The organism is Pseudorhodoferax soli, from assembly GCF_003337555.1.
Taxonomy (GTDB): Bacteria; Pseudomonadota; Gammaproteobacteria; order Burkholderiales; family Burkholderiaceae_C; genus Pseudorhodoferax; species Pseudorhodoferax soli.
In genome coordinates, this window is sequence record NZ_QPJK01000002.1 from 603389 (window position 1) to 615927 (window position 12539).

At 71.1% G+C, this 12539-nt stretch carries 11 protein-coding genes; 8 read left to right on the forward strand and 3 right to left on the reverse strand.

Annotated elements, in window-relative coordinates; genetic code table 11:
- The first annotated feature begins 4 nt into the window (after positions 1-4).
- A complete protein-coding gene (locus DES41_RS09535; protein ID WP_114467386.1) occupies positions 5-625 on the forward strand; it encodes a hypothetical protein in 621 nt (206 codons plus the stop codon).
- 13 nt (positions 626-638) lie between these two features.
- Here the strand turns inward: DES41_RS09535 and DES41_RS09540 are convergent, their stop codons facing one another.
- A complete protein-coding gene (locus DES41_RS09540; RefSeq protein WP_147282825.1) occupies positions 639-2762 on the reverse strand; it encodes an FUSC family protein in 2124 nt (707 codons plus the stop codon).
- Positions 2759-3718, reverse strand: a complete 960-nt coding sequence (locus DES41_RS09545; protein WP_114467388.1) for a LysR family transcriptional regulator — start codon at positions 3716-3718, stop codon at positions 2759-2761. The genes DES41_RS09540 and DES41_RS09545 overlap by 4 nt, the downstream gene beginning before the upstream one ends.
- A gap of 107 nt (positions 3719-3825) precedes the next feature.
- Here DES41_RS09545 and DES41_RS09550 point away from each other — a divergent pair, with 107 nt between their 5' ends.
- Positions 3826-5064 carry an MFS transporter gene (locus tag DES41_RS09550; RefSeq protein WP_114467389.1) on the forward strand — a complete coding sequence of 413 codons (1239 nt, stop codon included), beginning with the start codon at positions 3826-3828 and terminating at the stop codon, positions 5062-5064.
- Here the strand turns inward: DES41_RS09550 and uraD are convergent, their stop codons facing one another.
- A complete protein-coding gene (uraD, locus tag DES41_RS09555; RefSeq protein WP_114467390.1) occupies positions 5065-5946 on the reverse strand; it encodes a 2-oxo-4-hydroxy-4-carboxy-5-ureidoimidazoline decarboxylase in 882 nt (293 codons plus the stop codon).
- A gap of 108 nt (positions 5947-6054) precedes the next feature.
- Here uraD and DES41_RS09560 point away from each other — a divergent pair, with 108 nt between their 5' ends.
- The 6 genes from DES41_RS09560 to DES41_RS09585 all read left to right on the forward strand — a co-directional run bounded on the left by DES41_RS09560 (position 6055) and on the right by DES41_RS09585 (position 12368).
- Positions 6055-7011, forward strand: coding sequence for a LysR family transcriptional regulator (locus tag DES41_RS09560; protein ID WP_170168132.1), 957 nt, complete (start codon positions 6055-6057; stop codon positions 7009-7011).
- Positions 7012-7016: 5 nt separating this feature from the next.
- On the forward strand, positions 7017-7442 hold the full coding sequence (locus DES41_RS09565; protein WP_114467392.1) for a hypothetical protein: 426 nt from the start codon (positions 7017-7019) through the stop codon (positions 7440-7442).
- A gap of 68 nt (positions 7443-7510) precedes the next feature.
- The gene (gene miaB, locus DES41_RS09570; RefSeq protein ID WP_114467813.1) at positions 7511-8875 is read left to right on the forward strand and encodes a tRNA (N6-isopentenyl adenosine(37)-C2)-methylthiotransferase MiaB; all 1365 of its coding nucleotides are present in this window, start codon (positions 7511-7513) and stop codon (positions 8873-8875) included.
- Complete coding sequence (locus tag DES41_RS09575; RefSeq protein WP_245965636.1) at positions 8872-10290, forward strand: HAMP domain-containing sensor histidine kinase; 1419 nt, start codon at positions 8872-8874, stop codon at positions 10288-10290. The genes miaB and DES41_RS09575 overlap by 4 nt, the downstream gene beginning before the upstream one ends.
- On the forward strand, positions 10280-10948 hold the full coding sequence (locus DES41_RS09580; RefSeq protein WP_245965637.1) for a hypothetical protein: 669 nt from the start codon (positions 10280-10282) through the stop codon (positions 10946-10948). Before DES41_RS09575 ends, DES41_RS09580 begins: the two co-directional genes overlap by 11 nt.
- Position 10949: 1 nt before the next feature.
- The gene (locus tag DES41_RS09585; RefSeq protein ID WP_114467393.1) at positions 10950-12368 is read left to right on the forward strand and encodes a sigma 54-interacting transcriptional regulator; all 1419 of its coding nucleotides are present in this window, start codon (positions 10950-10952) and stop codon (positions 12366-12368) included.
- The last annotated feature ends 171 nt before the right edge of the window (positions 12369-12539 follow it).

Sequence of the window (12539 nt, forward strand, 5' to 3'; positions counted from 1 at the left end):
CGCAATGACCGAACTCCTGCTGCTGCTGGCCGTGCTGGGCGTCGTCGCGCAGGTGCAGAAGACGCGCGAACAGCAGGCCCGCGTGGTCCTGCTGGCCCAATACCTGCGCCCCTATCAGATCGAACAGCAGATGGAGGCGCTGACAGACGGCTACCTGCGCTGGCTCGGCGAGGCCGACGAAGAGCGCGCACGCCAGGTGCGCGGCGTGCTGGCCGGAACCGAGCAGGCGCTGGCCGGCCAGTTCCAGCGCTTCGCCACCGACGTCGCCACCATGCCCGCCCCGCAGGCCCAGGTGAGCAAGCTGCCGATGTGGATTCCCTGGGCGCAGCAGCTGCTGCCGCGCTACCGGATGTTCGACGTGCGCGAGGCGTTCAAGATCCACGCGCGCGGCATCGCCGAGGTGGCGGCCAACAGCACGGGCCTGGCCGAGAAGACCGTGGCGCGCCGCATGATGGCCGAGCTGCTGCTCATGCAGCACACCTGCCACTGGTTCTGCCGCTCCAAGGCCGTGGCCGATGCACGGCTAGTGCTGCGCCACCAGACCGCCTGGCAACAGGCGCTGGACACGGCCTCGCCGCAGACGGCGCGTGCCTACCGCGAACTGCTGGGCCTGCCTTCCGCCTGAGGGCGGTCCGCTGTCAATTGGGCGTGCCCGCCACCCGCACGGCCTCGGCAGCCTGACGCACCCCGCGCGCGCCCTGCACCACCAGTTGCAGCCGGCGCTGCAGCCAGGGCAGCAGCGGCGCCTGCGGATCGGGCCAGTCCAGGCCCGCATCGGCCATGCCGCCCACGCCGGACTCCACGGTTCCGGCCAGCACCCCCGCCACCTCGGCCTGCGCCGCCACCAGCGCCTGGCGCGCCGAGGGCGCGTCGAGCCGCTCGCGCCTGCGCTCCAGCATCGTGCGCACGGCCGACAGCTGCGCCAGCAGCACATGGCAGCGCGTGAGCAGCGTGGCCATCGCGGGCACCGGCAGCTGCACGCGCGTGGGCTCGGCATGGCTGCGCTGCGCGCTTGCGGCGATCGAGCCGATGGCCTCGTAGAACTCGCGCCGCGCCAGCCGCAGGGCCAGGTCGGACTCACCGGGCTCGGGCCAGCGCAGCGCCTCGGCCGCGAGCACGCGCGCCGCCTCCTGCACCCGCGCGCCCAGCCGCGTGAGGCTGCGCCGCTCCCAGGCCGGCAGCACATAGCAAAAGCCCCAGGCCAACAGCGCGCCCAGCAGCGTGTCGGCCAGGCGCTCGCCGATGGCATAGCCGCCGGCCGGGTGCGCCATGTGGGCCTGCAGCAGCGCCATCATGGTCGCGGCCGTGGCGGTGACGAGGTAGCGCACGTTGACGAAGGCGTGGGCCACGCCCACGGCCAGCAGGAAGGCCGCGCCGGACAACCAGGTCTGCCCCAGCCAGGCGAACAGCAGCACCAGCAGGCAGCCCAGCACGGTGCCGGCCACGCGCGCGTCGCGCCGGGCCAGCGTCTGGTCCAGGTTGCCGCGCAGCACCACGGCCACGCTGAGCACCAGCCAGTGCGGATGCGAGGCCCAGGGCAGCGCCAACGCCAGGAAATAGGCCGTCCCAAGCGCCGCGGCGCTGCGCAGCGCTTGGCGCAGGATGGGCGAGGACAGCCGCCGGTGCGGCGCCAGCGCGGCCAGCGGCCAGCCTTCCGGCGAGACGAAGAACTGCAGCTCGGCCGCGCTCAGGGGCGTGGGCTGGGCCTGCCCGCGCCAGGTCTGCAGCATGCGGTTGAGGTCGTCGGCGATGTGCTGGGCCCGCTCGCCCAGGGCGGCGGCCAGCGCGCTGCGGCGCGGATCGTCGGCAAAGGCGGTCAGCGCGGCCTGCAGGCCCTGGTCGCCGACCGGCGCGGCGGCCATGGGCCGGTCCCACTGCACGGCCTGGGCGAGCCAGTGCAGCGTGTCGGCCGTGGCCGCGATGCGCGCGGCCAGCGCCAGCCGCAGCCGTTCGGCCGCGGCATCGTCGCCGAGCAGGTCCAGGTCGAGCTCGCTGCCCAGGAGCGTGTCGCGCAGCGCGATGGCGTGCAGCAGGATCGCGATCTGGCGCTGCGCGCCGTGCGCCTCGGTGGCCGAGAACAGCAGGTCGCGCGCCGGCTGCAGGCGCTCGTCCAGCGCGACCTGCCGCTGCATCCAGTCCTGCAGCGGCAGCGCCCCTGCGATCTCGCGCGGGCCGGCCGAGAGCATGGCGGCCCGTGAGCGCAGCAGCGCGGCCGTGCCCTCGACCACGGCCGCCAGCGCCAGCGCCCGGTAGCGAGGCTGCAGCCAACGCGAGGCCACGAGTGCCCAACCCAGGTAGACCAGGCTGCCGAACGCTGTCCACAGGGCATGCGCGGCCTGGGCCTGCCAGGAGACCGGCGCCGGCCCGGCCATGGTGAACACGATGGCCAGCACCGGCACGAAGGAGATCGGCCCGGCGCGGGGCCCCCAGGCCAGCAGCATGCTCGCGCCGAACGCCAGCAGCGCGACCACCCCGCCCAACGCCACCGCATGGCCGCGCAAGGCCGTGATCAGCACGCTGGAAACCAGGCCCACGGCCGCGGCCATCGCCACGCGGCGCCAGGTGCGGTGCGGTGGATTCGGCGTGTCGGCCAGGCTGGCGTAGATGGCGCCGCCCGAGGCCAGCAGCGAGGCTTCCAGGCCACCCAGCGCCCCCGCCAGCAGCTGCACGAGCAGCACGCCCAGCGCCGTGCCGATGCCGTTGAGGCCATAGGCGGGCAGTTGCACCAGCCAGCGGCGCACGGCTTCGAGGGGAGATGTCAACGCGGGGCCTCCATGAGGCCGGCGATCTTAGACGCCGCCGGTGGCACATAAGCGGCCCATCCGGCCTCGGGCGCCCGCATGGCCTCGGCCAGGTAGGCCACCATCGAGGCGATGCGCACCGACACGGCCGACTGCTGGTGGTAGACCGCGTGCACGGGCCGGGGCTTGTGCAGTGTGGCCTGCGGCAGCACCTCCACAAGCCGGCCCTGCGCGATGTCGCGCGCAATCATGAAATCGCCCAGGTAGGTGATGCCCATGCCCGCGATCGCCATCTGGCGCAGCGTCTCGCCGCTGGACGCCAGCAGCGTGGGCTGCACGCGCGCCGCCCTGCCATCGGCATGCTGCAGGGGCCACAGGTTCAGCACCTCGGGCTGGCTGAAGCCCAGCAGTTCATGCGCGCGCAGCGCCTCTGCATTGGCCGGCGTGCCGCGGCGGGCCAGGTAGTCCGGGCTGGCCACGAGCCGGTTGCGCACCTGGCCCAGCAGCCGGCTGTGCAGCGTCGAGTCCTTGAGTTCGCCGATGCGGATGGCCAGGTCCACACGCCGCTCCAGCAGGTCGATGAAGCCCTCGTTGCTGTTGAGCACCAGATCCACGCCCGGATGCAGCGCGCGGTAGCCCGGCAGCAGCGGCACCAGCACATGGAGCATGAACGGCGAGGCCGCATCGATGTGCAGCGGCCCGGCCAGCCGGCCGCGCCGCGCCATGAGCCGGTCTTCGGCCACGCGCACCGACTCCAGGATCTGGCGCGCATCCTGCGCAAAGTTGCAGCCCTCGTCGGTCAGGTCCAGCCGCCGGGTGGTCCGGCGCAGCAGGGTGGTCTGCAATTTCTCTTCGAGCCGCGCCAGCAGCCGGCTCGTGGTGGAGACGGGCTGGCCCAGGTGCTCGGCCGCGGCGGTCAGCGAGCCCATGTCCACCACGGTCAGGAACACGGTGACTTCTTCAAGAGTCAGTTTCATCTTCTCAGCCGTAGCAAAAGTATTTTCGAAATTCTGCCGTTTACTGGAAAGGTCTGCATCGCCACAATCGCCAACCTCGGGTTAACCCTAGACACACCACCCTGGCCATGCAAACCACCACCTCCTCTGCCCCGGCTGCGGCCGGCGATTCCCACCGCAGCGCCACGGGGCCGCTGCTGGCCCTGGCCATCGGCTCCTTCGGCATCGGCACGACGGAGTTCGGCCCCATGGGCATGCTGTCGTCCATCGCCGCGGGTGTCGACGTGTCCATCCCTTCCGCCGGCCTGCTGGTCTCGGCCTACGCCATCGGCGTGACGCTGGGCGCGCCCTTCATGACACTGCTGCTGGGCCATTGGTCGCGGCGCAAGGCCTTGATGGTGCTGATGGCCATCTTCACGCTGGGCAACCTGCTGTCCGCACTGGCGCCCGGCTATGCCAGCCTGATGGTGGCGCGCGTGGTGACCAGCCTCACGCACGGCGCCTTCTTCGGCATCGGCGCGGTGGTCGCGGCCAGCCTGGTGCCGCCGAACAAGCAGGCCAGCGCGGTCGCCACCATGTTCATGGGCCTCACGCTGGCCAACATCGGCGGCGTGCCGGCCGCCACCTGGCTGTCGGACAGCGTAGGCTGGCGCCAGTCCTTCGCCGCCATCGCGGCGCTGGGCGTGTTGGCCATGCTCGCACTGCGACTGGCGTTGCCGCGCGACCACGCGCCGCGGGCGCGCACCGACGTGCGGGCCGAGATCCGCGTGCTCACGCGGCCCGTGGTGCTGGCCGCCATGCTGACCACGGTGCTGAGCTCGGCCGCGATGTTCTCGCTCTACACCTACATCACGCCTGCGCTGAAGACCTTCAACGCCGCATCGCCCGCGCTCATCACCGGCCTGCTGGCGCTGGCCGGCGTCGGCTTCACGATCGGCAACAGCCTGGGCGGCAAGTTCGCCGACCGCTCGGTGGACAAGACGCTGATCGGCTTCCTGTTGCTGATCGCTGCCAGCATGCTGGCCTTCCCATGGCTGGCGCAGACGCACATCGGCGCGGCCGTGGGCGTGCTGGTCTGGGGCATCGGCGCGTTCGCGGTCGTGCCGCCGATCCAGATGCGCGTGATGCGCTCTGCGGCCGAGGCCCCGGGCCTGGCCTCCGCCGTCAACATCGGCGCGTTCAACCTCGGCAATGCCGTGGGTGCCGCCATGGGCGCGGCGGTGCTGAGCGCGGGCTTCGGCTATGCGGCCGTGATGGTCGCAGGCGCTGCGGTGGCAGTGCTGGCGCTGGCACTGGTGGTCTGGTCCGCGCGCCGTGCAGGCGGGACGCATGCATTGCCCGCCACGGCGCACAACGCCTGCTGCTGACTAGCCTTCGCGGGTGCAGGCCACGCTGTAAGCCCAGGGCGCGACCGATAGCGTGAACCGGTAGCCGGCCTCGGGCGCGTCGATGGCGAAGGCGATGGGCACGACATCCAGCAAGCCGGCCGCGGTGCCCGGCTGCCGGTGGTAGTCGCCCAGGTGCAGGCGCAGTTCGTAACGGCCCATGCGCAACGGGGCGCCGGCCAGCAGGGTCAGGCCGCAGCCCTCCTCCACGGATGCGGCCAGCAGGGCGCCATCGGCGTCGTGCAGCGCCACGCGCAGGCCCTGGGCCGGCAGGCCACGCCGGCTGTCCAGCACATGCGCCGCCACGCTGCCATGCAGGCCGTCCAGGCCGTGGTCGGCGATGCGCTCGGCCAGCCGCAGCCGCGTGATGCGGCCGATCTCGGCCAGCGTGCCGGCCAGTTCGGTGGCCAGATCGTTGGCCAGGCGCGCCTCGAAAACGGCCAGCGCCGTGGCCCGCGTGTGCCGCTTGATGCACAGGATGAACGGAAAGCCGAAGCGCGCGCGGTAGGCCGCGTTCAGCGCATCCCAGCGCGCGCCGTCTGCCGCGTCCAGCGCGCCCAGCGCCAGGCCGCCCTGCTCGCGCACCGAGTCGGAGGTCATCTGGCCCAGGCGCGCGGCCGCGCCGGCCAGTTCGGGGTGGCCGTTGAACAGCGCCACGCGCGCCTCCTCGGGGCATGCGGCCACGGCGGCCAGCATGGCGCGGTGCAATGCGTCCGTGCTGGCGAATGGCCGCTGGCCGACGACGGCCGCGGCCACCCAGGGCGCGTGCTCGAACACCCCGCCCAGATGGTCCAGGAAGGCGGCGGCGTCTGCCGCGTTCAGTTGCGCAAGCGTGGGCAGGGCTGGCAGGGTTCGGAGCGGCATGGCGATGGGTCGGGTGCGGGAATGGGGCGGATCGTAGAAACCGCCTGCATTGCCGTCCATCACCGATTCAGCAGGCTTGCATTCGAAAAATGCGTATGCTTTGCGGCCATGCCGCAATCCCTTGTCTCCGCCAACCTGCGCTACCTGGACCAGGTTGCACGGTCCGGCTCCATCCAGGCGGCCGCCAAGGAACTGCATGTGGCGGCGTCGGCCATCAACCGCCAGATCCTGCAGCTGGAGGAGCAGCTCGGCGCGCCGCTGTTCGAGCGGGTGCCGCGCGGCATGCGGCTGACGGTGGCCGGCGACGCCGTCGTGACGCTGGCCCGGCGCTGGCGCCAGGACGAGCGCCGGCTCGAGAGCGAGATCCGCCGCTACCAGGGTGTGCACCAGGGCCAGGTGACGCTGCACGCCATGGACAGCCACTCCACCAGCGTGCTGCCGGCCTTGGTCGCCGCGCTGGGCGAGAGCCACCCGCTGATCTCGCTGTCGGTCAACCTGGGCAGCACCGATGAGGCGCTGGCCGCCGTGATGGCGGGCACGGCCGACCTGGTGGCCGCCTTCAACCTGCCGCCGCGGCGCGAGCTGCTGGTGCTGTGGCGCACCGAGCTGCCGTTCGGCTGCGTGGTCGCGCCCAGCCATCCGCTGGCCGGCGCGCGTTCGGTCAGCCTGCAGGAGGCGGCGGCCTACCCGGTGGCGCTGCAGAGCCGCGCGCTGGCGATCCGGCGCTACCTGGACGCGCAGTACGGCTGGCTGTTCACCGAGGCGCGCGGGCGTTTCGAAAGCAACTCGCTGCAGCTGGTCAAGCAGCTGGCGCTCGGCGGTCGCCATGTGGTGTTCACCTCGGAGCTGGACGCCGCGCCCGAGCTGGCCGCCGGCCTGCTGCGCTTCGTGCCCGTGCGCGACAAGGGCGCGGAGCCGCAGACCATCGGCATCGCGGTGGACGCGACACGCCCGCCGGGCCCGCTGGTCAAGGTGGTGGCCGAGCACTTGCAGGCCGCCATCGAACGGGCATTGGAGGCCAGCCGCGCCGGGGCTTCTAAAATCGCACCCCCAGCCTCTGGATGAACACCATGAACCGCTGCCGTACTTCGCTTGCGCTGATCGCCACCACCGCCTTCCTCCTCGCCCCTGCCGCACAAGCCCAGGTGCGCGAGTTCCCCGCCCCCGCGCTGCGCGGGGTGCTGCAGGTCACCCAGCCGCCTGACATCGTGCTGGACGGCAAGGCCGACCGGCTCTCGCCCGGCGCGCGCATCCTCGGGGTGCGCAACGAACTCGTGATGTCGGCCAGCATCGTCGGCGAGCGCCTGGTGGTGAACTACACGCGCGAACCCAACGGCATGGTCCACCAGGTGTGGCTGCTGAACCAGCAGGAGGCCGCGCTCAAGCGCCCCAGCGCCACGCGCGAGCGCAACTTCCTCTTTGCCTCCGAAGAAGACACCCGGCCCAAGGACGACGGCAAGACGCCGTTCCATCTGCTGCCCAAGTACGGGCAGTGAACGCCACCATTGCCATTCGAGGAGAGCGGCAGACAGCCGCCCCTTCGCCCATTCCCCGCGAGACCGCCATGACGAAAAAAGTCTTCATCAAAACCTTCGGCTGCCAGATGAACGAGTACGACTCGGACAAGATGGCCGACGTGCTGCACGCTGCCGAGGGCTACGAGTCCACGCAGGACGTGGACGAGGCCGACCTGATCCTCTTCAACACCTGCTCGGTGCGCGAGAAGGCGCAGGAGAAGGTGTTCTCCGACCTCGGCCGCGTCAAGCACCTGAAGAAGAAAGGCGTGCAGATCGGCGTGGGCGGCTGCGTCGCCAGCCAGGAGGGCGAGGCCATCATCGCCCGCGCGCCCTTCGTCGACGTGGTGTTCGGCCCGCAGACGCTGCACCGCTTGCCCGAACTGCTGCGCCAGCGCCGCACGCAGGACCGTGCGCAGGTCGACATCAGCTTCCCCGAGATCGAGAAGTTCGACCACCTGCCGCCCGCGCGCGTCGAAGGCGCCACCGCCTTCGTCTCGATCATGGAGGGCTGCTCCAAGTACTGCAGCTACTGCGTCGTGCCCTACACGCGCGGTGAAGAAGTCTCGCGTCCGTTCGAGGACGTGCTGGTGGAGATCGCCGGCCTGGCCGACCAGGGCGTGAAGGAGGTCACGCTGCTGGGCCAGAACGTCAACGCCTACCGCGGGCGCATGGGTCCACCTTCCAAGGGTGACAGCGAGATCGCCGACTTCGCCATGCTGGTCGAGACCGTCGCCGAGATCCCCGGCATCGAGCGCATCCGTTACACCACCAGCCACCCCAACGAGTTCACGCCGCGGCTGATTGAGGCCTACGCGCGCGTGCCCAAGCTGGTGAGCCACCTGCACCTGCCGGTGCAGCACGGCTCGGACCGCATCCTGATGGCCATGAAGCGCGGCTACACGGCGATGGAATACAAGTCGACCGTGCGCAAGCTGCGCGCGATCCGCCCCGACATGGCCATGAGCAGCGACTTCATCGTCGGCTTCCCGGGCGAGACCGAAGAGGACTTCGGCAAGATGATGAAGCTGATCGACGACATCGGCTTCGACAACAGCTTCTCGTTCATCTTCAGCCCGCGCCCCGGCACGCCGGCCGCCAACCTGGCCGACGACACGCCGCACGACGTGAAGTTGAAGCGCCTGCAGCACCTGCAGGGCGTGATCGACACCAATGTGCGTGCCATCGCCGCACGCCGCGTGGGCACGGTGCAGACCATCCTGGTCGAAGGCCCGTCCAAGCGCAGCCATGCCGGCCAGCCCGAACTCATGGGCCGCACCGAGTGCAACCGCGTCGTCAACTTCGCCGGCCCGCAGCGCCTGGTCGGCCAGATGGTGGACGTGCGCGTGACCGAGGCGATGTCGTACTCGCTGCGCGGCGAGGTCTGCACGCGCGAGACCGCGCCGGCCGCGTGAGCCGCCCGCGCCTGTCCTTCCGCCAGCTGCTGCTGCTGGCCTTCCTGCTGATCGCCGCGCTGCTGGGCGGCGTGGCGGTGCGCGCGGTGTTCACCTTCGACATCCTGATGCAGCGTAGCCTGGGCTTCTCGGCACGCACGCTGCAGCTCAACGGCGTGGCGCAGACGCTCAGCGAACGCAGTGCCACGGCCGAGCGCGCCGCGCGCCAGTCGCTGATCTTGAACGACGCGCTGCTGCGCCGGCGCTTCGCCGACAGCGCGCGCGACGCCCAGGGCCTGGTGGCCGGCCTGCAGCCGGCCGACCTGCCGCCGGCGCTGGCGGCGCGCTGGCGTGGCCAGATGGGCAAGATCGAGCAGCTCATGGAGGGCCCGACCGAGACCGCACTGGACCGCGAGCGCGCCGTGGCAGCCGAGTTCCGCGAACTCGACGTGCTCAACGTGACGCTGGCCCAGCAGATGCAGGCCGCCATCGAGCAGCGCCGCCAATCGCTCAACGCCGAACTCGACGCCAGCCGCATGCAGCTCACGCAGCAGGTGATCGGCATGGTGGTGCTGGCCGTGCTGCTGGCCATCGCGCTGGGCCTGTGGCTGGCCCGCCCGCTCAAGCGCGTGGAGCGCGCCATCATCGGCCTGGGCGAGAACCGGCTCGACCAGGCCATCGAGATCCAGGGCCCCTCCGACGTGCACCGCATCGGCCAGCAGCTGGACTGGCTGCGGCTGCGGCTGTCCGAACTCGACGCCGACAAGGCGCGCTTTCTGCGCCACATCTCGCACGAGCTCAAGACGCCGCTGGCCGCGCTGCGCGAGGGCGTCTCGCTGCTCGAGGAGGGCGTGGCCGGCGAGCTCAACGACAACCAGCGCGAGGTGGCCGGCATCCTGCGCCAGAACACGGTGCAGCTGCAAAGCCAGATCGAGGCCCTGCTGCGCTTCAACGCAGCAGCCTTCGAGGCGCGCCAGCTCAAGCGCGAGCGGGTCGACCTGCTGGAACTCATCGAGGCCCAGGTCGACGCCCAGCGCCTGCAGTGGCGCGCCAACCAGCTCACGGTGCAGGTCGAGGGCGAAAGCCTCACGACGCGTGTGGACGCAGACAAGATCGGCACGGTGCTGGCCAACCTGCTGTCCAACGCGATCCGCTTCTCGCCGCCGCGCGGCCGCATCCTGATCCAGCTGCAGCAACACGACCAGATCGTGCAGATCGATGTGCAGGACGAGGGCCCCGGCGTGGCCGAGCCCGACCGCGAGCGCATCTTCGAGCCCTTCTTCCGCGGCCAGCGCCAGCCCGAGGGCGCCGTGAAAGGAACAGGCATCGGTCTTTCCATCGTGCACGAGTACATCGCCGCGCACGGTGGCAAGATGGCGCTCTTGTCCGGCTCGCCCGGCGCCCATTTCCGCATCGAACTACCCCATGTGTCCTGAACCACGCGCGGCACGCGCGTCTTCCCCCCTGGTGTGCGCGCTGGCCGCGGCGCTGCTGGCCGGCTGCGTCGTGCCGCCGCCCGCGCCGCCGCCTGCCCCGCCACCGCCGCCGGCGGTGGCCCCGGTGCCGCCGCCGCCCGCCGCGCCGCCGGTCGAATCGGCCGTGCCGCGGCCGGTACAGGGCGGCCAGCCCGGCGGCGTGCGCACCGACAGCAGCACCGTCGCCCAGGCCTTGCTCGTGTATGCCGACCGTGTGCGCCGCATGGCGGCAGCCGAACTGGCGCAGGAGGTCACGCGGCTCACCGACATCCCCGAGGCGCAGCGCCAGCCGGCCGAGGAGATGCAGCTGGCGATCGCCCTGGCGCAGACACGCGTGCCGGCCGATCTGGTGCGCGCCCAGGGGCTGGCCCAGCGCGTGCTGGGCAATCCGCGCGAGGAAGCGCGTGGCCTGTACCCGCTGGCCGGCATGCTGGTGGCACGCTATGCCGAGCAGCGCCGGGTCGAAGAGGCCCTGGACCGCCAGGCCCAGCAACTGCGCGAGCAGCAGCGCCGCATCGACCAGCTGACCGAAAGGCTCGAAGCCGTGCGGGCCATCGAGCGCAGCCTGACCTCGCGCCCGCCCCCGCCCAACGGTGGCCACCGCGCGGTGCAGCCCTGACATGCCGGGCACAGAATCCGCCGCGGCGCGCACCAACATCCTCGTCGTCGACGACGACGCGGACATGCTGCGCCTGCTGTCCATGCGGCTCACGGCCGCCGGCTACCGCGTCACGGCGGTCGGTTCCGCCGAAGCCGCGCTGAACCAGCTCGACATCGAGCAGCCGCAGCTGGTGCTGTCCGATGTGCAGCTGCCCGGCCGCGACGGCCTGGCGCTGTTCGACCTCGTGCGTGCGCGCCATCCGGCCCTGCCGGTGATCCTGCTGACGGCGCACGGCACGATTCCCGATGCCGTGGAGGCCACGGCGCGCGGCGTGTTCACCTACCTGACCAAGCCTTTCGACGGCAAGGCCCTGCTCGACAAGATCGCGCAGGCGCTGGCGCTGTCGGCGCCCACGGCCGCCGTCGTGCCCAAGGGCGGCCACGACGAGAGCTGGCGCGACGAGATCGTGAGCCGCTCGGCCCGCATGGCCGAGGTCTTGGCCGAGGCCAAGATGGTGGCCCAGTCGGACGCCAGCGTGCTGATGCTGGGCGACAGCGGCACCGGCAAGGAGCTGCTGGCCCGTGCCATCCACAAGGCCAGCAGCCGCGCCAAGAAGCCTTTCGTGGCCGTGAACTGCGGCGCCATCCCCGAGGCGCTGCTGGAGTCCGAACTGTTCGGCCACATGCGCGGCGCCTTCACCGACGCCGTGACCAACCACAAGGGCTTGTTCCAGACCGCCGACGGCGGCACGCTGCTGCTCGACGAAATCGGCGACATGCCGCTGGCGCTGCAGGTCAAGCTGCTGCGCGTGCTGCAGGAGCGGGCCGTGCGGCCGCTGGGCTCCAGCCAGTCGATCCCGGTGGACGTGCGCATCCTGTCGGCCACGCACCGCGATCTGGAGGTGGCCATGGCCGCCAAGGAGTTCCGCGAGGACCTGTACTACCGGCTCAACGTGGTCACCCTCACGCTGCCGCCCTTGGGTGAACGGCGCGAGGACATCGCACTACTGGCCCAGCACTTCCTGCAGACGCTGGCGACCAAGTACAGCAAGCGCCTGTCGGGCTTCGCCCCTGAAGCGCTCAAGGCCCTGACCACCGCCACCTGGCCCGGCAACGTGCGCCAGCTGCACAACGTGGTCGAGCAGGTCTGCGCGCTGTCGACCACGCCGCTGGTGCCGCTGGCCCTGGTGCAGCGCGCGCTGCGCCAGCCCGCCATCGAGGTGCTGCCCTATGCCGAGGCCAAGCGCAAGTTCGAGCGCGAGTACCTGATCAACCTCTTGAAGCTGACCGACGGCAATGCCGCCGACGCGGCCCGGCTGGCCGACCGCAACCGGACCGAGTTCTACCGGCTGATGCAGAAGCACGAACTCACGCCGGGGCTGTTCAAAGGGGATTCTGCGGCTTCTGGCGAACCCGTCGCCGAACCGCGACAAGGCTAAGTCCTTGTTTTTCCTGGATATCGCCACACAGCGACCGCAACCTGTCGCTGTTCGGCGACAAAAACCGGGGTTTTGGGGGCCGTTTTCCGCACGAACCCGTGAAAACCCCGACAAACCCGTCCAAGCCGTTGATCCATAAGGTTTTCTAGCGTTGGCATGGGGATTGCGATG

Excerpts from the sequence above, each read along its gene's own strand:
- DES41_RS09535 (WP_114467386.1), top strand. The coding sequence starts at position 5 with ATGACCGAACTCCTGCTGCTGCTGGCCGTGCTGGGCGTCGTCGCGCAG.
- DES41_RS09560 (WP_170168132.1), top strand. The coding sequence starts at position 6,055 with ATGCCGCAATCCCTTGTCTCCGCCAACCTGCGCTACCTGGACCAGGTT.
- DES41_RS09585 (WP_114467393.1), top strand. The coding sequence starts at position 10,950 with ATGCCGGGCACAGAATCCGCCGCGGCGCGCACCAACATCCTCGTCGTC.
- uraD (WP_114467390.1), bottom strand. The coding sequence starts at position 5,946 with ATGCCGCTCCGAACCCTGCCAGCCCTGCCCACGCTTGCGCAACTGAAC.
- DES41_RS09545 (WP_114467388.1), bottom strand. The coding sequence starts at position 3,718 with ATGAAACTGACTCTTGAAGAAGTCACCGTGTTCCTGACCGTGGTGGAC.
- miaB (WP_114467813.1), top strand. The coding sequence starts at position 7,511 with ATGACGAAAAAAGTCTTCATCAAAACCTTCGGCTGCCAGATGAACGAG.
- DES41_RS09580 (WP_245965637.1), top strand. The coding sequence starts at position 10,280 with ATGTGTCCTGAACCACGCGCGGCACGCGCGTCTTCCCCCCTGGTGTGC.
- DES41_RS09565 (WP_114467392.1), top strand. The coding sequence starts at position 7,017 with ATGAACCGCTGCCGTACTTCGCTTGCGCTGATCGCCACCACCGCCTTC.
- DES41_RS09550 (WP_114467389.1), top strand. The coding sequence starts at position 3,826 with ATGCAAACCACCACCTCCTCTGCCCCGGCTGCGGCCGGCGATTCCCAC.